Raw genomic sequence first — 22,443 nt, 5'->3', positions numbered from 1 at the left:
GAGTAGTACTTATTCATCGAATCTTTTAGAGAGCCCAGGTAAGGTGAGAGCTGGGTAGATTCAAGGTAAGGAAGGCGCTCAGGAGCATGATGCGAAAGTGGTATTCTATTTTTGGAATAGATGCAAGTAGGGTGGAACCGCGGTTATACCGTCCCTATGTCTGTAAAGGCATAGAGGACGGTTTTTATTTTGTTATCGAAACATCAAACAATGGAGGTAAAACATGAACATTCAAAAAATGATCTTAACATTACAAACACATTGGTCCGAACAAAATTGTATTCTTATGCAAGCTTATGATGTGGAAAAAGGAGCAGGTACCATGTCACCAATGACATTGCTTCGTAGTCTAGGTCCAGAGCCTTGGAATGTAGCGTATGTGGAGCCATCTAGAAGACCTGCCGATGGTCGCTACGGACAGAACCCAAATCGCTTGTACCAACACCACCAATTTCAAGTGATCATGAAGCCGTCGCCATCTAACATTCAAGAATTGTATTTGGAATCATTAGAAAAGCTTGGAATTGATCCTAAGCAGCATGATATTCGTTTTGTAGAGGATAACTGGGAAAACCCAACGCTTGGTGCAGCTGGCTTAGGATGGGAAGTTTGGTTAGATGGAATGGAAATCACTCAGTTTACTTACTTCCAACAAATCGGTGGATTAGAAGCGAAACCAGTAGCGGTAGAAATCACTTACGGAATTGAGCGTCTAGCCTCTTACATTCAAGATAAAGAAAACGTATTTGAATTAGAATGGACAGACGGCGTTACTGTTGGGGATATTTTTTATCAACCAGAATATGAGCACTCTAAATATACATTTGAAGAATCTGATACGGACATGTTATTTGAGTTATTTTCAACGTATGAAAAAGAAGCGAAGCAGACGATGGAAAAAGGACTGGTATTTCCAGCATATGACTATGTTTTAAAATGCTCCCATACCTTTAACCTATTGGATGCAAAAGGGGTTATTTCTGTAACCGAACGTACTGGTTATATTGGAAGGGTGCGTAACCTTGCTAGAGCTATTGCAAAGCTTTATGTCGAAGAAAGAGAAAGACTAGGGTTTCCGATGTTGAAGAAGGAGGAGATTAATCATGACAACCAATAATGTTTTATTTGAAATAGGTCTAGAAGAATTACCGTCACGGTTTATTCCAGATGCACAGAAACAACTAAAAGAGAAGACGGAGAATTGGTTAAAGGATTTACGTCTCCCTTACGAAGCTGTGGAGTCTTATTCTACTCCACGTCGCTTAGCCGTTGTCATACGTGGCCTTGCTGAGAAGCAGGATGATGTGGAAGAGGAAGCAAAAGGACCAGCAAAGCATATTGCATTAGATAAAGATGGGAATTGGTCAAAGGCAGCCCAGGGATTTACTAGAGGACAGGGGAAATCGGTCGAGGATATTTATGTGAAGGATGTGAAAGGCACAGAATATATATTTATTAACAAATATATCGAGGGAAAAAACTCTATAGATTTGTTACCCGCCTTTAAAGATGTCATTCTGAGCATTACCTTTCCAAAAAATATGCGTTGGGCAAATTCTACCATTCGCTATGCAAGGCCTATCCGTTGGATAGTAGCCCTTTTAAATAATCAAGTAATCCCATTTGAGATTGAGGGAGTTCATACATCCGCGATTAGCTATGGACACCGTTTCTTAGGGGAGAAAGTAGAGATTAAGGAACCTACATCCTATGTAGATGTAATGAAAGAGCAATATGTAATCGTCAATCCTCAAGAAAGAGAAGCGTCTATCTTACACGGTATAAAGCAATTGGAAGAAAAGAATGGTTGGGTCATTCCAATTGATCAGGAACTACTAGAGGAAGTAACACATCTGGTAGAATATCCAACCGTTTTTTCAGGACAATTCCATGAACGTTTCTTAAAAGTGCCAGAGGAAGTATTAATCACTTCGATGAAAGAACACCAACGATATTTCCCGGTTCGTTCTAAAGAAAACGGGGTGTTAATTCCAGCTTTTATTGCAGTCCGTAATGGAGATGAACAGCATCTTGATACGGTCTCTAGAGGGAATGAAAAAGTGTTACGTGCTCGATTATCGGATGCAGAGTTTTTCTACGAGGAGGATCAAAAATTATCTATTGATGCTTGCCTACAAAAACTCGAGAAGATTGTATTTCAAGAGAAACTTGGAACAATTTCTGAAAAGGTTTATCGTGTAGGAAGAATTGCAGAGGAAATTTGTAAACTTCTAACCGTAGATAACGTGATCCAAAAACACGTGATTCGAGCGGCTGAAATAAGTAAATTTGATCTAGTTACTAACATGGTGAATGAATTTACGGAATTACAGGGCATAATGGGTGAAAAATATGCCAGATTGTTTGGGGAAGAAGAGGCAGTTGCAGTAGCGATTAATGAACAATATATGCCAAGAAGTGCGAATGGTGTCTTGCCTAAAACAATGGTAGGTACTATTCTGAGTGTAGCCGATAAGTTAGATACCATTATTGGTTGTTTAGCAGTTGGCATTATTCCGACAGGCTCCCAAGATCCGTACGCATTAAGACGACAAGCAATTGGGATGTTACAAATGATTCGTAAACAGGACTGGTCGATTCAAATAGAAGGATTGTTAAATATGGTTACCGCTCTTTATCAAGACTGGAAGATACCAACCGCAACTGTTGAAGAACTACGACAAAATGTAGATGAATTTTTCCAATTAAGAGCTTCTTACCTGTTAAGAGAGGAGCAGGTAGATCAAGATGTTATGGATGCTGTATTAGCTAGTGGGATAGGTAATATTAACTTTACGATTCAAAAGGCGAAGTGTTTAGTGGAGAAGCGACAAGATGATGACTTCAAATCTACACAAGAAGCGCTCGTTCGTGTCTTAAATATTGCAGAAAAAGGAACAGATGCGCAAGTGGAGGAAGGATTATTTGAAAATGAAGCGGAAAAAGAATTATATGCGAGCTATCAGAACATGGTGAAGCGTTACGAGCAAGCGTTAGAACAGAACCAGGCCGAAGAAGCATTAGCGATCCTAAGTGAATTAACGGATCCGATTCATCGCTTCTTTGATGGAACAATGGTTATGGTAGAGAATGATGCTTTAAGACGTAACAGACTTGCCTTACTACTTGAAATTTCAAATAAAATTAAACAATTTGCTGACTTAACACGTATTCAATGGAAGCAACATGTGTAACGAGAAGTATTGGAAAGAATTGATGGTGAAGTAAGATGGAACTTTCGAATAGGCAAGAACAAATTCTAACAATCGTCAAAGAACAAGGACCGATATCCGGAGAACAAATTGCTACTACATTAAATTTATCTAGGGCCACCTTAAGACCGGATTTATCTTTGTTGACCATGGCAGGATTTTTAGAGGCAAAGCCGAAGGTCGGGTATTTTTATACGAAAAAAAAACAATCGGATATGATTGAAGAAAGCTTGAATCGTTTTTTAGTCCGAGATTATCAATCTAAACCAGTCGTCGTTAAAGAAAATGAAACAGTATATGATGCGATAGGGAAAATGTTTTTAGAAGATATCGGAACCTTATTCGTTGAAGATGAAAAAGGTCAGCTTGCTGGGGTCTTATCTCGAAAGGATTTGCTACGCGCAAGTATGGGGAATCAGGATTTAAATAATATCCCTGTGCATATCATTATGACTAGAATGCCTAATCTATCCGTTTGCACACCAGAGGATTCCTTATTATCAGCTGCAAACACGATGATGGAAAAGCAGGTTGATGGTTTAGCCGTTGTGGAACGAAGAGAAGATAGCCTAAAAGTAATCGGTAGAATCACGAAGACTAACGTTATTAAAGCATTCGTCGGGATTGTAAAGCAAGAATAATGGAGGAGGGCAACACTTGAGTAAACCTGTCGTTTATGTCGTATCTGATTCTGTAGGAGAGACAGCTGAACTAGTTGTCAAAGCTGCGCTCATTCAATTTGAACACCAGGGTGGTTTTGAATTACAACGTGTACCATATGTTGAAGATATGCAGATTATAAAGGAAACATTAGATCTCGCTGAACAGAAAAAAGCAATTATTGGCTTCACGATTGTAAATCGAGTCATTCGACAACATCTTCTAACAGAAGCGAGCAAACGACAGATTGAATGCATTGATATTATGGGACCCATGATTGATGCCATGGAACGAAGTTTTAACCAAAAACCAAAGTTAGAGGCAGGTCTTGTTCATAAACTGGATGAAGATTACTTTAAACGGGTAGAAGCCATTGAATTTGCAGTAAGATACGATGATGGTCGTGATGCACGTGGGATTTCTGAGGCAGACATCATTCTTATCGGCATTTCACGAACTTCAAAGACTCCACTTTCTCAATACTTAGCTCATAAGAGACTTAAAGTGGCAAATGTACCTATTGTTCCAGAAGTGGACCCTCCAGCTGAACTGTTTGATGTCGATCCAGACAAGTGTATCGGATTACGTATCAGTCCTGAGAAATTAAATGATATTAGGAAAGAAAGATTGAAAGCGTTAGGTCTTGGGGAAGCCGCAAGTTATGCGAATTTGGATAGAATTCATGAAGAATTAAAATATTTTGATGACATAATTCAAAGGATTGGTTGTCAAATCATTGACGTCTCTAATAAAGCGGTAGAAGAAACAGCAAATGTAATTTTAAATATTAGAAATAGACTATTTCAAAATAGAAATTAAAAGACTGTAAAGGTCGATTGGCTATAAAATAGAAGCTGATTGGTAAAAGTTTATGCATTTATAACTTTTAAATCAGCTCTTCTTTTTGGTTGAAAGAAAAATTTTTTACTAGCAATTTGGATTTTTTTGTATTATAATTATTTTTTGTGAAAAAATGTTTGTATAGAACCAACATGTTTAGAAGGACCTCTACATAAAATGGAGTATCAAATTAGAATATACGAACAGATTTCTTAGATTTTCAGAAAAATAAAACATTCTTATTTAAGAAGGATTCTTTCATTTTTTGTAGAATATAAGTTTGTATGCTTCTATAGATAGTTCTTTGTCGATAAGAAGCAAAAATTCTCCATTAATTCCGTTACAGGACTTCACTTTTTCTTCCTAGGAAGTTTATGTTTCCACATCAAGAGGAATTATTAGAATAAAGGCTAGGCAAGTCCTTCGTCTTTATGACATATAAAAATCGACAAATGTTTGGAAAGAAAAAAGGAAAAAGCTTTTTTTTATTTTCCAACACATTTTTTTCGACTTTGTAAAAAATATTGTCGTAAAATGCAGGGTTTTCTTTTTGCAATATAGAATAATTGTAAAATACGGTGATTATAATGGCTAGTCAAATACCAGAAGAATTAGTAGAAGAAATACGGAAAGCTAATGATATTGTAGATGTAATTGGTGAGTACGTCCAACTAAAGAAACAGGGGAGAAACTTTTTTGGTTTGTGCCCGTTCCATGGTGAGAAAACGCCTTCCTTTTCTGTAACACAAGACAAGCAAATATTTCATTGTTTTGGATGTGGAAAAGGAGGAAATGTTGTCACTTTTTTAATGGAGATTGAAGGGTTTAACTTTTCACAAGCCATTCGATTTCTAGCAGACAAAAGTGGACATGTTCTTCCAAAAGACTTGCAGCCTTCTTCACAAGAGCATAACCAGGATAATCAGGATGTTATAAGTGCGAATGAATGGTTAACTAAGCTTTATCACCATTTGTTACGCCATTCAAAGGATGGTAAAGAGGCTTATCAATATCTGATTAACCGTGGATTTACAGAAGAAAGCATTAATACGTTTCAACTTGGATTTGCACCTAATTCCAAGGACTTTACAGCTCAGTTTTTGGAGAAGAAAGGGTTCCATCTTCAACAAATGGTGAAAGCTGGTCTGCTTTCTGCTAAAGAAGATCAAGGGGTTACGGATCGTTTTCGTGGGAGGGTAATGTTCCCGATTCGGAATCATCTTGGAAAAACAATAGCTTTTGGTGGTCGAGCCCTAAACGGCCAAGAGCCAAAGTATTTAAACAGTCCGGAGTCTGATCTCTTTCGTAAGGGGACCATGCTGTATAACTTTGATTTGGCAAGGCCTCACATTCGAAGAGAGCAAGAAGTCGTACTGTTTGAAGGGTATGTGGATGTCATCTCTGCTTATAATGCAGGCATCCAGAATGGTGTTGCCACATTAGGTACATCTATTACGGAAGCACAAGCAAAGCTTCTTCGAAGGTATGTCGACCAAGTGACGATCTGTTATGACGGGGATGAGGCTGGCATACAGGCTTCTTTTAAAGCAGCAAAGCTTTTAAAACAAGTGGGTTGTATGGTGAAAGTTTCTCATTTAACTAACGGATTAGATCCAGACGAATTCATTCAGACATATGGTGCCGAACGCTTCAAAAATGAGATTATAAAGGCAAGTGACACGTATACTTCTTTCATGATGAGGTATATAAAAAAAGATTATAATCTAAAATTAGAAGGAGATCGCATACAATATGTTGAAAAAGTACTTGATGAAATCGCGTTAATTGAAAAACCGATTGAACGAGAACACTACTTGAAAGAGTTGTCTAATGAATTTAACTTATCCATGGATACGCTAACCCTTGAAATTGAAGCTAGACTGCAAAAGTTGGGTAACAGACAGGATAAGGGGGTTCAAAATCGCCATACTAATACCATAAAAAGCAAGCGTCATGCAACTGGAAAATTATTACCCGCTTATCATAATGCTGAAAGGCAATTGCTTTCCTATATGTTGTCGGATGAGACGATTGCAGGGAAGGTTCAAGAAGAGTTAGGTGGTAATTTTAATGTAGAGAAGCATAAAGTCATTGTCACATACTTATATGCTTTCTATGAAGGGGGTAATGCTCCAGATGTTAGTCAGTTTGTAGAGGAGCTACCGGATTCAGAGTTGCAAAGTTATGCAGTTGAGTTGGCATTAATTCCTACTCAATCAGACATAAGTGATCGTGAAATTAGTGATTATATCAACACCATTCGTACTGAGCAAAACGACCACGCCCTAATCAAATCATTAAAAGAAGATCAAAAATTAGCAGAACAACAAAGTGATCCATTACGAGCAGCAGAGATTGCGATGAAAATTTTAGATATACAAAGACAAATTCGAAATTGATTGTTTGTATATAGTGTAGATTGTCGGAAGGAGGAGAGCTCATGGCGCAAAATAAGCCATCACAGCCGAAAGAAAATGAAACAGAGCTAACCTTGGATCAAGCAAAGGAACAATTGGTTGAGCTAGGGAAAAAGCGAGGGGTTCTCGCATATGAAGAAGTAGCTGAGCGTCTGTCTAACTTTGAATTAGAATCCGATCAGATGGATGAATTCTATGAACATTTAGGTGAACAAGGTGTAGAAGTAATTGGAGATTCCGAGGAAGATCCTAGTATGCAACAGCTTTCCAAGGAGGAAGAGTTTGATTTAAATGATTTAAGTGTCCCTCTTGGCATTAAAATTAATGATCCTGTTCGTATGTACCTAAAAGAAATTGGTCGAGTAGACCTTCTGTCTGCAGCTCAAGAAATTGAACTTGCTAAACGAATTGAAGATGGTGAGGAAGAAGCAAAGAAACGTTTAGCTGAAGCTAACCTTCGACTCGTCGTTAGTATTGCAAAGCGATATGTTGGTCGAGGAATGCTTTTCTTAGATCTTATTCAAGAAGGAAATATGGGTCTCATTAAAGCAGTTGAAAAATTCGATTACAGAAAAGGTTACAAGTTTAGTACGTATGCAACATGGTGGATTCGTCAAGCCATTACGAGAGCTATTGCAGACCAAGCTAGAACAATCCGTATTCCAGTTCATATGGTCGAAACGATTAATAAATTGATCCGGGTACAAAGACAGTTATTACAGGATTTAGGGCGCGAACCGAGTCCAGAAGAGATTGGAAAAGAGATGGAACTAACGCCAGATAAAGTGCGTGAAATCTTGAAAATAGCTCAAGAACCCGTTTCATTAGAAACACCTATTGGAGAGGAAGATGATTCTCATTTAGGTGACTTTATTGAAGACCAAGAAGCAACTTCACCTTCTGACCATGCAGCTTATGAGTTATTAAAAGAACAATTAGAAGATGTACTAGATACCTTAACGGATCGTGAAGAAAATGTCCTTCGTTTACGGTTTGGTTTAGACGATGGTCGTACTAGAACACTGGAAGAAGTAGGTAAAGTGTTCGGAGTTACGCGTGAAAGAATAAGACAAATTGAAGCAAAAGCACTTAGAAAATTACGTCATCCGAGTCGAAGCAAAAGGTTAAAAGATTTCCTTGAATAAGAAACAGCCTTTTTTTAAGGAGTTCCTTTTAAAAGCGGAGGGAACGATATGAATGATGGTCGCAAACAAATCATCATGAAGGAAATCTATTATTGGAAAGAGAATAATTTGCTCCCGGAAACATACTGTGATTTTCTATTAGCATTGTATTCTCAAGGAGAATTAAGTGAAACGGTTGAAAGCGCCAGTGGTAACAAGTGGAAATCATTCCTGATGCTAGTGGATGTGCTCTTGTTACCGCTCGCATTTCTTACCATTTATTTTACTGAACTTCAGATGATAATGCAAATTTCCATATTAATACTTTTTGTGGCCTTATCTGTAATTTTGTACGTATATTTTAAGAGAAAACAAAGCTTTGGACTGGATTTTTCACTAGAAATTTCATTACTGTTACTATTTATCACAAGCATCCAACTTGTACAATTTACATTCCAAAACTCGCTTTATATCCATATCCTTACATGTATGCATTGTATAGTTTGGATATGGCTAGGAAAGAAATTAAAGAGAAAGTACCTATTTTATTCCGGTATTATAGGTGTCATTATTCTTGTTTATATCATCATTTACTAATTTTCATATGTTTCCCTTTTCTCTTTATAGATTTTAAAGTAAAATATACATAGTTTGTCTGTATGAATGAAAAGGGGTTACATAAGGAGGTAAAAGAACATGAAAAAGAACCCAGTTATTCCTTATGCTCTCATTGCGGTTTTAGGTATTTTAGCTATGATCGTCCTATCTTTCGTAGGATTGGATCAACAAGACGAAATTGCAAACAGCGGGGAGCAGACTGAAGGTGAAGCAACAGCATCCGATCCAGAAGCTGTTTTCCAAAATACTTGTGCAGGTTGTCACGGTGCCGATCTTTCAGGCGGTGCAGGTGGTGCACCGAGTCTTCAGGAAGTGGGTAGTAAATACTCCCAAGAAGAGATTCAGGATATTATTATGAATGGTAAAGGTACTGGAATGCCAGCTGGCCTTGTTGATGCGGAACAAGCAGAAGCGATAGCAGCTTGGTTAGCGGAGAAGAAATAATACATGTAAAACGGGAAAGAGAGCTTTCTGATTATGTCAGAAGGCTCTTCTTTCATAGTAGTTACATACTAACCTAAAGAGAGGGACAGACATGGCAGAAAAACAGATTTCAGAGCGTCTAAAACGAATTGCAGCACATCTATCTTCTGCTACTTTTTTTGCGGATATTGGATCTGATCACGCTTATTTACCGCTTTATGTGTGCCGTTTAGATACCCGTGCCAGAGCAATAGCTGGCGAATTAAATGAAGGTCCTTTTTTAAGTGCAAAACAAAATGTAGAACGTGCAGACTTAACGAATCGAATTCAAGTTCGAAGGGGGAACGGCCTTACGGTCATACAACCAAGTGATGAGGTAAAGGAAGTAGTCATAGCAGGAATGGGCGGTAGCTTAATCGCTCAAATCTTAGACGAAGGTAAACAAAGACTAACTGGTGTAAGCAGAATGATTCTGCAACCGAATGTAGATGCGAGATCGGTTCGCCAGTGGCTATACGACTATAGCTTTGAAATCGTGCAAGAGGAAATTGTGAAAGAGGCAGGGCATATTTACGAAATCCTAATAGCGGACCACAAAGAGACTCCGATTGCTACATTGGATGAAAAAGATTTGTTAATTGGCCCTTTTCTAAAGAATAGTTCTTCTGATGTTTTCAAAGAGAAATGGACGATAGAGAAGGAGAAAAGAGAGAATGCCTTACATCAAATGATAAAAGCCAGTGAAGTAGATAAAGAAAGAGTAAGCACATTTAAGCGTGAGATAGCCATTATTGAGGAGGTTTTAAACAATGAAGGCTAAAGACATTATACGTATATTCGAAGAATGGGCACCGGCGCAGCTTGCCTATGATTGGGATAATAGTGGATTACAGGTTGGCTCCTATGAAAAAGAAGTAACAAAGGTGATGGTAACACTTGATGTGTTAGATCAGGTTGTAGATGAAGCAATCGAGAAAAATGTAGATTTTATTTTTGCACACCATCCCATGCTGTTTAAGTCGTTGAAAACCATTAATGTTCAGTCTCCAAAAGGTCGATTAATTCAAAAGCTTATAAAGCATGATATTACCGTTTACGCAGCCCATACAAATCTGGATGTTGCGGAAAATGGAGTTAGTGACATGCTCGCTAGGGTATTGGATGTGGAGAATACAGAGGTCCTTTTTCCATCTGAGTCGGACCGCTTGTTAAAGCTAGTAGCATTTGTACCGAATACCCATGTAGATGAAGTGAAGAGAGCACTTGGAGATAACGGAGCAGGACATATTGGAAACTACAGTGATTGTATGTTCGAAACAAATGGATTTGGTCAATTTAAACCACTTGAAGGAACTAATCCATTTATAGGTGAAAAAGGAACTATCGAAAAAGTAGAAGAGTCTAGGATTGAAACCATACTACCTACAAAAAAGCTTCATGTCATTTTAGATGCACTAAAAAAGGCACATCCGTATGAAGAAGTTGCTTATGACCTTTATCCTTTAGAAAATCAAGGGAAGGTATATGGAGCAGGCAGAATTGGTGATCTTCGAAGCGAGATGACGTTAGAAGCGTTTTCTCACTTTATAAAGAAGCGTCTAGATGTACCATTTGTGCGGGTTACAGGTAATCTTAAGCGATCTATCAAAAGAGTTGCTATATTAGGTGGAAGTGGAAAAGATTTCGTAGAAGAAGTTGCAGCAACAGATGCTGATGTGTATGTGACTGGTGACATGTCCTTCCATGAAGCACAGGATGCGTGGGCATTAGGATTGTCTGTCATTGATCCTGGGCACTATGTAGAGAAGGTAATGAAAGAAGCGGTAAAGGAATATTTCGAAGAGCAAATAACAGAAGGAGTATCCTTCATTGTCTCGGAAGCAAACACAGAGCCTTTTCAACTGTTGTAGAAGAAAAAGGAAGGAGCCTAGCTCCTTCCTTTATTTTTTTACTTTTACTTTCGGTAGGATTTTATCTTGCTTAACCGTAGACTCGATGTTCCAAGTTTCCTCATTACGGGAGTCAAATTGCTCGATAAACTTAATGACTTCTTTTGTAATTGGTGTTGGGGTAGAAGCCCCGGCAGTTACAGCAACTTTTTCAACACCTTGCAGCCAATCCAATTGAATCTCGGAAACATCAGCAATTCGATATGCTTTTGTTCCAGCAATTTCTTGAGAGACTTGTGCTAGTCTGTTCGAGTTATTACTTCTCGGATCTCCAACAACAAGTGTTAAATCAGCTTCTTTGGCCTGTTCGGCAACTGCTTCTTGTCGCACTTGTGTCGCCATGCAAATTTCTTGAATCATTTCTGTTTGTGGAAATTTTTCCTTCACTTTTTGCATGACGTCGTAAACATCCCATTGACTCATCGTCGTTTGGTTCGTCACAATTAATTTATCATTCGTTAATTCTAACAGTTCGACATCCTCTTCTGTCTGAACAAGATGAACATGTCCGGGAGCAACACCCATAGCTCCTTCAGGCTCAGGATGTCCTTTTTTACCAATGTACACGACATCATAGCCTTCCGCTACTTTTTCTCTTATTAAGTCGTGTGTTCTTGTAACGTCGGGGCAGGTGGCATCCAATACGGTAAGGCCTTTTTCCCGAGCACGTTCTTTAACTTCTGGTGACACACCGTGTGCTGTAAAAATAACCGTACCAGTCTCAATATCTTCTAATAAATCACGTCGGTTTTTTCCGTCTAATGTAATAACACCTTCGCTTTCAAATGCTTGAGTAACGTGAGAGTTGTGTACAATCATTCCAAGTATATAAATGGGGCGTGGTAAGTTTGGATCTTTTACCGCATTTTGCGCAATAACCATTGCATCAACAACCCCATAGCAATAGCCTCGTGGTGCAATTTTAATAACTTCCATGTCAGTTCCCCCTCTGAACGAAAAATAATTATGTTAAGGGCATCACAACTATTATAAGGGTAAAACTAGATTATGACAAAGATAAAAGTTACAGATATATGTGCATTTATACTATAACTTCTCTATAATAAGTAGGGAAAGTAAGATAAAAGGAGATTTACAATGGAAAATCATGAATTTAAACAATATGCGCTAACTCCAGTCATGAACCAAATTATCGACAAGCTAGGATTTAAAGCACCAACTCCTATTCAACAGAAGGTCATTCCTTCCGCACTAAGAGGAGAAAGTATTATTGGGCAGTCACATACTGGTTCAGGAAAAACGCACTCGTATTTAATACCTATTCTGAATAATATCAAAGAAGAACAACAGATGGTCCAATATGTTGTGGCCGCACCAACAAGAGAGCTTGCAATGCAAATATACGAAGAAGCAAAGAAAATGCTGGAATATTCCGAGCAAAAATGGTCAGTAAAGCTTCTTATTGGAGGCACTGATAAAAAGAAAACCATTGAGAAGCTAAAAGAACAGCCACATGTTGTGATAGGGACACCTGGACGACTATTAGACTTAATAGAAGAAGGTGCCCTAGACTTTGGTGCTATAAGATCTTTTATCGTGGATGAAGCGGATTTAATGTTGGATTTAGGTCTTATGCAAGAAATCGATAAGATTCTCGTTCGATCTAACCCAAGATCATCCGTCATGGTATTCTCAGCAACCATTCCAGAAAGGCTTCAACCATTTCTTAAGAAATATTTAGAAAATCCACATTACTTTAAGATGGATGATAAATTGTCTCCAGAAACGATGGAACACCGATTAGTTCCATTGCGACATCGCTCGATAGCAGATACGATTATTCGGATCTCAGAGACGATTCGGCCATATCTAGCTATTATTTTTACAAATGGTAAAGATCAAGCGGATGCTCTTTCAGAAGAGCTAATAGGGAAAGGGTTTGAAGTCGGTCTTATGCATGGTGGATTGACACCAAGAGAACGTAAACGTGTACTTAAAGACATTCAGTCTCTTCGCTATCAATACATTGTTGCGACTGATTTAGCAGCGCGTGGTATTGACATAAAAGGAGTAAGCCATGTGATTAACGCGGAGCTTCCGAATGAAGAGGAATTTTACATCCATCGAGTTGGGAGAACAGCGCGAGCAGGAATGGAAGGTACAGCGATTAGTTTGTTTAAAGAGGAGGACATGACCTTAATTGAGCGATTAGAGAAAAAAGGATTAACCTTTACTTCCTATGATATTAAAGATGGGGAATGGATGGAAACCAAGGCTTGGAATGAACGGAAAAAGCGCCAAAAGGTGGAGTCAGAAGTAGAGAAAGAGGCTTGGAAGCGGATTAGAAAGCCTAAAAAAGTAAAGCCAGGCTATAAAAAGAAAATGAAAAAGCAACAGGAGCAGGCAAAGCGCAAAATAAATCGTAACAAATTCAAAAAATAAGTCGAATTATGATAAGATAGGTTTAGAAAAAAGAGGAGAGGTGTAACGATGGTTAAAATTGGTTCCCATGTTTCGATGAGCGGTAAAGAAATGCTTCTAGGTTCTAGCAAAGAAGCAGCCAGCTATGGCTCCAACGTATTTATGATCTATACAGGTGCTCCACAAAATACGAGAAGAAAGCCGATTGAAGAATTAAATATTGAAGCAGGACTTCAACATATGAAAGAAAATGGCTTAGAAGAAATAGTGGTACATGCCCCTTACATTATCAATATTGGAAATACAACGAAAAAAGAAACATTTGAGTTAGGTGTTAATTTCCTTAGAAATGAGGTTGAACGAACAGAAGCAATTGGAGCGAAACAAATTGTACTACACCCTGGTGCCCACGTAGGAGAAGGAGTAGACAAAGGAATGGAAAAAATTATAGAAGGCTTAAACGAAGTGCTTCATTCTGGTCAAAAAGCACAAATTGCTCTGGAAACGATGGCTGGAAAAGGCTCAGAGATTGGTAGTAATTTTGAAGAGATTGCCCGAATCATCGATGGCGTTCAACATAGTGATAAGCTATCTATTTGTATGGATACGTGTCACATCCATGATGCAGGATATGACGTCGTCAACGATTTCGATGGAGTCCTTGAAGAATTTGATCGGATTATCGGATTAGATCGTCTTAAAGTAATTCACGTTAATGATAGTAAAAATCCTACTGGTGCAAGAAAAGACCGCCATGAAAATATCGGATTTGGTCATATTGGTTTTGATGCGCTTCGTTATGTCGTGCACCACCCACAGCTTGAGAAGCTTCCTAAAATATTGGAGACTCCTTATGTTGGGGAAGATAAGAAAAACAAAAAGCCTCCTTACCGTTTTGAAATCGAAATGTTAAAAGGCGAGGGATTTGTATCTGATTTAAAAGAAAAGATAATGGAGCAATAAGGTAAAATAAACCATGAACGAATTTTCGTTCATGGTTTTTTATAGTCTTTATTCAAACCAAGATTCAACCCCATACTCTTTAATCATTTTGACAAATAATTTCTGTCCTTTTTGTGCAGTAGGTAAATCCGTGATTTGAGCTAACTTTTTAAACATTTTCATTCGATCTGCTTCTTTAAAGGGGTCTAGTTTTGTTTTTTTAATATAGCTTACAATGTCGTTTGCTTGTTGCCCTGAAATAGGAATGTTGTATTCTTTACTGTATTGAATAAGCTCATCTGGCTTCAGCGTTTTTAATTTCTTTAGCGCCATTTTCTTCATCATTCCACTCATAAGTAAAACTCCTCATCTTATAATCGTTGTTTTATCTTATGCGATGGAATGATATTTGTGCCATGTTTAACCGCAAATAGTGAATCATACCACGTAAATAAATAAGCGAATTTCACATACTATAAAGGCACCTCAACAAAAGAAAGGTGAGGGTTTGATCATGGAACAATCGAATCGCAAGCATGAAGTCGATAACATGGAGAAAGACCCTGAAACAATGGAAGAGGAACCAAATGTTTTAAATGCTGGCCAACAAGGATCACAACCAATCATTCAAGATGAAGAACTGTGGTCTTTAGATGAGCCATATAAACAGGACGTAGAGTTTGCCCAAGAAATGACTGCAAATGACTTTAACCGACCAATTCATTCGGATGAGCAAATGACGAATATGCGCTCTAAGGTGCGAACTGGTATTGGTTGGACGGCATTAGTTTTAACTATATTATCCTTTTTTACGATGCCGATCTTGTTTGCAGCTGTCGGGATTATCTTAGGATTTGTATCCAAAGGTAGAGGTGCAGATACACTAGGGAACACATCGATAATTATCGGTGCTGTTTCCATTGTGATTACGATGTTTATAGCCCCATTTATATGATAAAAAAAAGGGAGCGGAATGTTCGCTCCCTTTTTTTATGCGTTTTGTTTCTCTTCTTCTTCTTTTTGTTTTGCAAAATATTCTTCCGCAATTTTATCAATTTCCACTTTAAGTTCCTCTACCATCGTCTCTTCTGGAACTTTACGGATAATTTCACCGTGACGGAATAGTAAGCCTTCTCCTCGGGCACCAGCAATTCCAATATCCGCTTCGCGAGCTTCGCCAGGTCCGTTTACTGCACATCCTAATACAGAAACTTTTATTGGTGCTTTAATGGTGGAGATGTATTCTTCCACTTCGTTTGCAATTTTAATTAAGTCAATTTCAATTCTACCACACGTCGGACAAGAAATAAGCGTCGCAGCGTTAGAAGCAAGACCAAATGATTTAAGCAACTCTCTGGCTACTTTAACTTCTTCAACAGGATCGGCACTTAAAGAAATCCGCATAGTATTGCCAATCCCTTTGCTTAAGATAGCGCCTAAGCCAGCAGCACTTTTTACAGTACCGGAGAATAACGTTCCAGATTCAGTTATTCCTAGGTGTAAAGGATATGGGATTGCTTCTGCCGCTTTTTCATAAGCTTCTATAGCAAGATTCACATCCGATGCTTTTAAGGACACAATGATGTCATGAAAATCTAAGTCTTCTAAGATTTTGATGTGATGAAGCGCGCTTTCTACCATACCATCCGCAGTTGGGTATCCGTACTTCTCCAAGATGTGTCGTTCAAGAGATCCAGCGTTAACTCCAATTCGGATTGGGATGCCTTTTTCTTTCGCTGCATTTACAACAGCTTCTACTTTATCTCTTTTTCCGATATTACCAGGGTTAATGCGAATTTTATCCGCACCACCCTCGATTGCTTTTAAGGCAAGTTTATAGTTAAAGTGAATATCTACTACTAAAGGAATGTTAATTCGCTTTTTGATTTCTGGGATAGCATTTGCTGCACGCTCATCTGGACAAGCTACACGTACAACTTGACACCCAGCTTCTTCTAAGCGAAGAATTTCTGCTACCGTAGCCTCGACATCGTGGGTTTTTGTTGTGGTCATGGATTGAATAACAACCTCATTCTTCCCACCTATAACAACGTTACCGACCTTAACAGGTCGCGTATCTTTTCTATGTGTTATTGCCACATGAATCGCTCCTTTTCCGATAAAAATGCTTCGGATGCTTTCAATCAGTATCTATGGCCTTCGTTTATACGAAGATGAATACGACCAATGTATGGTGTACCACTGTCCATTATAATCGGATTGAATAGAAATGAGAAGTAACAAACCTTAAAAAATTAATCTTCTTTGTATATTGGAAACAAATAGGTTGCCTCTATCTGGATATTATTAGGGTCTACACCAGGATTTAGAATTTTGAAATCCTCCTGAATTTGTTGGATGGAAATCCCTTCCCCAATATTGTTTAGCTCTTCCACAATAGACAAAACGGTATCTCCCGGTTTCACTTTTTTCTCTACCGCTTTAATCGTTTTAGATGAATTGTCCTTAGAGGGCGGTGTTTCATTTTTTTCATCCTTTATCTGATTTGCTACTGTAGCTTGATTGTCGGTAAGTAATACACCCCCCGTTAAATCTTTATAAATGCTCATTAGGAACAATATAATAAGGACAATAGGGACAAGTTTTTTTAAAAGTTCCATAAGGGATGTTCCTCCTGACTATATGTAAATATTCCGTTTTAAAAATGAAAATCCTTCTTGAAACTTCTTGTTCCTTTCATCCGTATAATACCATATAGAAAATAGAGGAGAGGTTTACATGGAATTATTAGCCTTCGATTGGATTACTTTCATTATTACAGGATTGGGTACTTTATTTTTATTTGGAGAGCTCTTAGTGAACAGAAAAGGTGTTTTTGCTTTAGTTGGTATCGCTTTTATTTCCGTTTATTTCTTGTCCTATTTAGATACGGGAACCTTTTTCCTTATGATTACTATTTACTTTGTAGGGCTCCTCCTGATTATAATCGATGGAAAGCTTTTAAATGATGGAACTCTGGCGACGATCGGATCTGTAGCTATGCTAATATCGGTAGGATTAACCGCTCCAAATTGGGCGGCTGGATTCTATGCAATCTTAGGGGTACTCATTGGGGGATTCGGATCTTTACTGTTCTTGAAAGTATATAAAAGAAGAGATATGTGGACGAAAATAGCGCTTATAGACCGCTTAACGAAAGAAGAAGGGTATAACTCTATCAACAGTAGTTATGAGTCGTTAGTGGAACAGAGAGCAATAACAGTAACAGATATGAGACCTGTAGGGACAATTCGGATTGGCGAGAACGAGTACAGTGCCATATCAAATGGGAAGTGGATAGAAAAAGGAACGTTAGTAAAAGTGACACAAGTAGACGGTACGAAAATATTAGTAACAGAGGTTATACAATAGAACCTAAAAAGACGTCTTAAGCTTACAGTGAAGTGACCCCAAAAAGTTAGACAGATAATTTTATTAAGCAGCTTGTTGGGCAAGAGTTCGGAATTGTACTGGACTCTTGCCTTTTAATTTTGTCTTAATACGTTTGTTGTTATAGTAATTCATGTATTCTTCAAGTTCTTGTTTAAAATGATCAATGCTATCAAATTCATTGAGGTATAGAAATTCAGATTTCATAATTCCAAAGAAATTCTCTATCACTGCGTTGTCATAACAGTTTCCCTTACGTGACATACTTTGTGTTATCCCTTGCTCCTTTAAGGCGTGGCGATACTGCCTCATTTGGTAATGCCATCCTTGATCTGAGTGAAGAATTAACTTATCTTTATCTGTTAATCGTTCAAAAGACTTCTCTAACATGTTTGAAACAAGTGAGTATGTAGGTCTTGAACCAATCGTGTAAGTAATAATTTCACCATTAAATAAATCAAGAATAGGAGATAGGTAGAGTTTCTCCCCAAATAATTTAAACTCAGTAATATCTGTTACCCATTTTTCATTTGGCTTTTCTGCCTTGAAGTTACGGTCCAATATGTTTGGTGCTGTCTTACCTACTTTCCCTTTATAAGAACGATATTTCTTCATACGAACCATACTTTTCAAACCTAATCCCTTCATGATTCGTTGAACTTTTTTATGATTAACTTTGTACCCACGGTTCACAAGCTCATCTCGAATACGACGATAACCATATCGTCCTTTGTGTTCATAATAAATTTCTTTTATAAGTATTTTTAGTTCTGCATCTTTATCTGGACGATCTAATTGTTTAACGAAGTAGTAGTACGTACTACGTGGTACATCTGCCAACGTTATAAGTGCTTTCACCGAGAAGTCATTCCTTAGTTCATAGACTATTTTCGCTTTGTCTTGTTTGGTGATTTTTCCTTGTTTTGAACTAAGGTGTTCAACTTTTTTAGATACTCATTCTCCATTCGTAGCTGTTTTACTTCAGCTTTGAGAGCTTCAATAGAATTATCAGTTGGTACTTGTTTTTGTGTATCTCTCTTATTTTTTTTTTCATGAGTGTACGCCCCTTTTTCTTCGGTTTAAGGGCGTCTACTCCTCCTTTTTCATAAAGGATCCTCCATTTTCTAATCATACCTGGAGAGGAGATTTTAAAAATCGCGGCTGTTTCATTAGGTGACGTCCCATGCTCAATCATATAGTTAAGCACTTTTAGTTTAAACTGTTCTGAATAACTTGCATAGGATTTCTTTAATAATCCCTCTAAACCATGAAGATTATATTGTGCCACCCAGTTCATTATCACACTTGAAGACGTCCCCAGTGATTCTCCAATAGAATGATAACTCTCATTACCTTCTAAATATCTTTGAACTGCATTTAATTTATTTTCTTGAGTAAATTTAGCCATAAAAAACTGCACCTCCAATTGTTGAGTGTCTAACAATTGGGGTGCAGTTCAACAGCTTGAGGCGTCTTTTTAGGTTTTGCTCACTTTTGGATAACAGGAAAGATGAAGTAACGAATAAGGGACTATCTTAGTAATGTAACTTATTATAGATTTACGGATAGAAATGAGTATCTGTAACAATACTAAAATGATTACAGAAGTCTGCACTTACGAAAGTGAAAACAGACATTCATAATAATATTTCGACAATAATCACGAGTTTTGTAAAATTAGTGTAAATTTCATCGGTTTTCCTTTACAAAAACTTCATAATTAATTAATAATGATAGAAGTGTCTAAGATAAAGAAAGCATGAAGGGATGTTAACTATTGGAATTAAACGTACAAGAACTCATCTTTGAATTTATTGGTGGATTAGGGATTTTCTTGCTTGGTATTAAATTTATGGGGGAAGGTCTCCAAAAGTCGGCTGGGGATCGGCTAAGAGATATATTGGACAAGTTTACAAGTAACCCGTTTATGGGCGTACTTGCAGGTATAATCGTTACAATACTTATCCAAAGTAGCTCTGGTACAACTGTTTTAACGGTAGGTTTAGTAAATGCTGGCTTTATGACACTTAGACAAGCCATCGGTGTCATAATGGGTGCCAATATTGGAACGACTGTTACGGCGTTCATTATTGGAATTGATATTGGGGAATATGCGCTCCCAATTGTTGCTGTCGGTGCATTTTTAATTTTCTTCTTTAGAAACATAAAAGTAACAAATATTGGACAATCCATTTTTGGATTTGGTGCATTATTTTACGGACTGGAATTAATGAGTGCCGGAATGAAGCCTTTACGAGAAGTCCAAGCATTTCATGACTTAACAGTCAATATGAGTGACAATCCATTTTTAGGGGTTGCTGTCGGAACATTATTCACCGTTATTGTACAGAGCTCTAGTGCAACAATAGGTGTCTTACAAGGACTATTTGATCAAGGGGCCATTACACTTGATGCAGCGTTACCTGTTCTATTTGGGGATAACATCGGAACAACCATTACCGCTGTTTTAGCGTCCATCGGAGCGAGTATTGCAGCTAAACGTGCTGCCTATACGCATGTATTGTTTAACCTGATTGGAACAACGGTGTTTCTGATTTTCTTAGGCGTTTATGAGAAAGCTGTCCATTTCTTGCAGGATCAACTGAACTTAAATCCAGAAATGACGATCGCTTTTGCACACGGCGGATTTAACTTAACGAATACCATTATTCAATTTCCGTTTATTGGATTACTTGCTGTAGTAGTAACGAAATTAATTCCTGGTGAAGATGTAGTGGTAGAGTACAAACCGAAGCATTTGGATCCAATTTTCTTACATCAGTCTCCTGCTGTTGCGTTAGATCAAGCGAAGGAAGAAGTCATTCGTATGGGTGATTATGCATATAAAGGACTGGAAGAAGCGGGACTTTATTTAAACAATCATATTCAGAAGCATGCGGATATGGCCCTACAAATTGAGGGAGCCTTAAACAACTTAGATCGGGAGATTACGAATTATTTAGTAGAGCTTTCTAGTACTTCCTTATCAGAGGCAGATAGCCAGAAGCACTCTACCTTGATGGACTCTGTACGAGATATTGAGCGAATAGGGGATCACTTTGAAAACATTGTAGAATTAATTGATTATAAAATTTCCAATAAGGTTGTATTAACAGAACAAGCACAACAAGACTTGAACGATATGTTTGATCTCACACTTATTACCGTAAAACAGGCAATAGGCGCACTGGGACGTATGGACCGTGAAGCTGCACAAGCAGTTGTACAAAAAGAAGATCAGATTGATCAAATGGAAAGAGTCTATCGTAAAAAACATATCATTCGATTAAACGAAGGCTTTTGCACTGGGCCAGCAGGGATTGTATTCGTGGATATTATAAGTAACTTGGAGCGAATCGGAGATCATGCTGTAAACATTGCAGAGGAAGTTTTAGGGGAACAACACTAATCCGTAAGGGGGAGGAAATTCCCCCTTACTATCTTTTATCGACAAATAATATGAAGAAGATGTAAAAAATACCTTGAATGACGATTATGTACGTGCTATATTATTTTTGTTGCCTATTAAATTAGCAATAAAGAAAACGAATTGGTATTGACTTCTGTTTTTTTATATGATAAATTATAATTCGTCGCTTAGATATGACGGTGACGGACAAGCCGTTCTAGTGACTTTAATTTTATAGTATTCCACAGTAGCTCAGTGGTAGAGCAATCGGCTGTTAACCGATCGGTCGTAGGTTCGAATCCTACCTGTGGAGCCATGGCGGCGTAGCTCAGCTGGCTAGAGCGTACGGTTCATACCCGTGAGGTCGTGGGTTCGATTCCCTCCGCCGCTACCATTATGGCGATCGTGGCGAAGTGGTTAACGCACCGGATTGTGGTTCCGGCATACGTGGGTTCGATTCCCACCGGTCGCCCCATTAACCACAAGGACCCTTAGCTCAGTTGGTTAGAGCTATCGGCTCATAACCGATCGGTCGCAGGTTCGAGTCCTGCAGGGTCCACCATACTTTAATCGATATACGGAGGAGTACCCAAGTCCGGCTGAAGGGATCGGTCTTGAAAACCGACAGGGGCTTCACGGCTCGCGGGGGTTCGAATCCCTCCTCCTCCGCCATCTTTTACATAAGTATTTTATAAGTTATTTTGTTCGAGGTAAGGAAATAAATCATCGTGGAATTAACTAGCTTTGAGATTGCTACGAAATTCCGGTAAGGTGCGAGAGAAATATATCAAAACTAATTCTTATCATGGCTCGGTAGCTCAGTTGGTAGAGCAACGGACTGAAAATCCGTGTGTCGGCGGTTCGATTCCGTCCCGAGCCATTTTTAAAAAACAAGTACAAAAAGTACTTGTTTTTATTTTGCCTGTTGTGAATATACAGGCAATTTTTAGGGAATTCTCTTTTTAATGCAACTTAAGCTAAATCAATAGCTTTACATATTTGAGCATGATAAAGTTTCTGTAAGGACAAGCATAACGGTTGCAAGATTTTGGGCCATTTGATAATCTTTGAATGAAA

General features: G+C 38.2%; 19 protein-coding genes, 6 tRNA genes and 1 pseudogene. 21 read left to right on the top strand and 5 right to left on the bottom strand.

The window, feature by feature from the left end; translation table 11 throughout:
• The first annotated feature begins 223 nt into the window (after window positions 1-223).
• From glyQ to FN924_RS10805, 10 genes are all read left to right on the top strand, one after another.
• Window positions 224-1,117, top strand: coding sequence for a glycine--tRNA ligase subunit alpha (glyQ, locus tag FN924_RS10850; protein WP_143894397.1), 894 nt, complete (start codon window positions 224-226; stop codon window positions 1,115-1,117).
• Window positions 1,104-3,194, top strand: coding sequence for a glycine--tRNA ligase subunit beta (gene glyS / locus FN924_RS10845; RefSeq protein WP_143894395.1), 2,091 nt, complete (start codon window positions 1,104-1,106; stop codon window positions 3,192-3,194). Before glyQ ends, glyS begins: the two co-directional genes overlap by 14 nt.
• 35 nt (window positions 3,195-3,229) lie before the next feature.
• Window positions 3,230-3,853 carry a transcriptional regulator CcpN gene (locus FN924_RS10840; RefSeq protein WP_143894393.1) on the top strand — a complete coding sequence of 208 codons (624 nt, stop codon included), beginning with the start codon at window positions 3,230-3,232 and terminating at the stop codon, window positions 3,851-3,853.
• A gap of 16 nt (window positions 3,854-3,869) precedes the next feature.
• A complete protein-coding gene (locus FN924_RS10835) occupies window positions 3,870-4,691 on the top strand; it encodes a pyruvate, water dikinase regulatory protein (RefSeq protein WP_143894391.1) in 822 nt (273 codons plus the stop codon).
• A gap of 608 nt (window positions 4,692-5,299) precedes the next feature.
• Window positions 5,300-7,111 carry a DNA primase gene (gene dnaG / locus FN924_RS10830; protein WP_143894389.1) on the top strand — a complete coding sequence of 604 codons (1,812 nt, stop codon included), beginning with the start codon at window positions 5,300-5,302 and terminating at the stop codon, window positions 7,109-7,111.
• A gap of 41 nt (window positions 7,112-7,152) precedes the next feature.
• The gene (gene rpoD, locus FN924_RS10825) at window positions 7,153-8,274 is read left to right on the top strand and encodes an RNA polymerase sigma factor RpoD (protein ID WP_143894387.1); all 1,122 of its coding nucleotides are present in this window, start codon (window positions 7,153-7,155) and stop codon (window positions 8,272-8,274) included.
• A 48-nt stretch (window positions 8,275-8,322) separates the two neighbouring features.
• Window positions 8,323-8,850 carry a hypothetical protein gene (locus FN924_RS10820; protein ID WP_143894386.1) on the top strand — a complete coding sequence of 176 codons (528 nt, stop codon included), beginning with the start codon at window positions 8,323-8,325 and terminating at the stop codon, window positions 8,848-8,850.
• A 99-nt stretch (window positions 8,851-8,949) separates the two neighbouring features.
• Complete coding sequence (cccA, locus tag FN924_RS10815; protein WP_143894384.1) at window positions 8,950-9,315, top strand: cytochrome c550; 366 nt, start codon at window positions 8,950-8,952, stop codon at window positions 9,313-9,315.
• A 91-nt stretch (window positions 9,316-9,406) separates the two neighbouring features.
• Window positions 9,407-10,114 carry a tRNA (adenine(22)-N(1))-methyltransferase gene (locus FN924_RS10810; protein ID WP_143894382.1) on the top strand — a complete coding sequence of 236 codons (708 nt, stop codon included), beginning with the start codon at window positions 9,407-9,409 and terminating at the stop codon, window positions 10,112-10,114.
• Window positions 10,104-11,204, top strand: coding sequence for a Nif3-like dinuclear metal center hexameric protein (locus tag FN924_RS10805; RefSeq protein WP_143894380.1), 1,101 nt, complete (start codon window positions 10,104-10,106; stop codon window positions 11,202-11,204). Before FN924_RS10810 ends, FN924_RS10805 begins: the two co-directional genes overlap by 11 nt.
• 30 nt (window positions 11,205-11,234) lie before the next feature.
• Here the strand turns inward: FN924_RS10805 and FN924_RS10800 are convergent, their stop codons facing one another.
• A complete protein-coding gene (locus FN924_RS10800) occupies window positions 11,235-12,179 on the bottom strand; it encodes a 4-hydroxy-3-methylbut-2-enyl diphosphate reductase (RefSeq protein ID WP_143894378.1) in 945 nt (314 codons plus the stop codon).
• Between the two features lie 162 nt (window positions 12,180-12,341).
• Here FN924_RS10800 and FN924_RS10795 point away from each other — a divergent pair, with 162 nt between their 5' ends.
• Window positions 12,342-13,646: a DEAD/DEAH box helicase gene (locus FN924_RS10795; protein WP_143894376.1), complete on the top strand. Its 1,305-nt coding sequence runs from the start codon at window positions 12,342-12,344 to the stop codon at window positions 13,644-13,646.
• Between the two features lie 48 nt (window positions 13,647-13,694).
• Complete coding sequence (locus tag FN924_RS10790; protein ID WP_143894374.1) at window positions 13,695-14,588, top strand: deoxyribonuclease IV; 894 nt, start codon at window positions 13,695-13,697, stop codon at window positions 14,586-14,588.
• Between the two features lie 48 nt (window positions 14,589-14,636).
• Here FN924_RS10790 and FN924_RS10785 read toward each other — a convergent pair whose 3' ends face one another.
• Complete coding sequence (locus tag FN924_RS10785; RefSeq protein WP_143894372.1) at window positions 14,637-14,921, bottom strand: DUF2624 family protein; 285 nt, start codon at window positions 14,919-14,921, stop codon at window positions 14,637-14,639.
• A gap of 160 nt (window positions 14,922-15,081) precedes the next feature.
• On the opposite strand from FN924_RS10785, the gene FN924_RS10780 reads away from it, so the two are divergent.
• Complete coding sequence (locus FN924_RS10780) at window positions 15,082-15,522, top strand: DUF4190 domain-containing protein (RefSeq protein WP_143894370.1); 441 nt, start codon at window positions 15,082-15,084, stop codon at window positions 15,520-15,522.
• 35 nt (window positions 15,523-15,557) lie between these two features.
• Here FN924_RS10780 and ispG read toward each other — a convergent pair whose 3' ends face one another.
• Both ispG and FN924_RS10770 read right to left on the bottom strand, forming a co-directional pair.
• A complete protein-coding gene (gene ispG / locus FN924_RS10775) occupies window positions 15,558-16,661 on the bottom strand; it encodes a flavodoxin-dependent (E)-4-hydroxy-3-methylbut-2-enyl-diphosphate synthase (protein ID WP_143897190.1) in 1,104 nt (367 codons plus the stop codon).
• A gap of 161 nt (window positions 16,662-16,822) precedes the next feature.
• The gene (locus tag FN924_RS10770) at window positions 16,823-17,188 is read right to left on the bottom strand and encodes a LysM peptidoglycan-binding domain-containing protein (protein WP_143894368.1); all 366 of its coding nucleotides are present in this window, start codon (window positions 17,186-17,188) and stop codon (window positions 16,823-16,825) included.
• Window positions 17,189-17,306: 118 nt separating this feature from the next.
• On the opposite strand from FN924_RS10770, the gene FN924_RS10765 reads away from it, so the two are divergent.
• Window positions 17,307-17,939, top strand: coding sequence for an NfeD family protein (locus FN924_RS10765; RefSeq protein WP_143894366.1), 633 nt, complete (start codon window positions 17,307-17,309; stop codon window positions 17,937-17,939).
• Between the two features lie 63 nt (window positions 17,940-18,002).
• On the opposite strand, the pseudogene FN924_RS10760 reads toward FN924_RS10765, so the two are convergent.
• Window positions 18,003-19,365, bottom strand: a pseudogene (locus FN924_RS10760) (IS3 family transposase).
• Between the two features lie 369 nt (window positions 19,366-19,734).
• Here FN924_RS10760 and FN924_RS10755 point away from each other — a divergent pair.
• From FN924_RS10755 to FN924_RS10725, 7 genes are all read left to right on the top strand, one after another.
• Window positions 19,735-21,366: a Na/Pi cotransporter family protein gene (locus tag FN924_RS10755; RefSeq protein ID WP_143894364.1), complete on the top strand. Its 1,632-nt coding sequence runs from the start codon at window positions 19,735-19,737 to the stop codon at window positions 21,364-21,366.
• Between the two features lie 241 nt (window positions 21,367-21,607).
• Window positions 21,608-21,682: transfer RNA gene (locus tag FN924_RS10750), tRNA-Asn, on the top strand.
• 1 nt (window position 21,683) lies between these two features.
• A tRNA-Met gene (locus FN924_RS10745) sits at window positions 21,684-21,760 on the top strand.
• Window positions 21,761-21,765: 5 nt separating this feature from the next.
• Window positions 21,766-21,841 (top strand) — tRNA-His (locus FN924_RS10740).
• Between the two features lie 10 nt (window positions 21,842-21,851).
• A tRNA-Ile gene (locus FN924_RS10735) sits at window positions 21,852-21,928 on the top strand.
• Between the two features lie 17 nt (window positions 21,929-21,945).
• Window positions 21,946-22,038, top strand: a tRNA-Ser gene (locus FN924_RS10730).
• Between the two features lie 135 nt (window positions 22,039-22,173).
• Window positions 22,174-22,246 (top strand) — tRNA-Phe (locus FN924_RS10725).
• The last annotated feature ends 197 nt before the right edge of the window (window positions 22,247-22,443 follow it).

Source organism: Radiobacillus deserti (genome assembly GCF_007301515.1).
Taxonomy (GTDB): Bacteria; Bacillota; Bacilli; order Bacillales; family Amphibacillaceae; genus Radiobacillus; species Radiobacillus deserti.
Note: the sequence above shows the minus strand (reverse complement) of the source record. Positions and strands in the feature narration are given on the sequence as shown.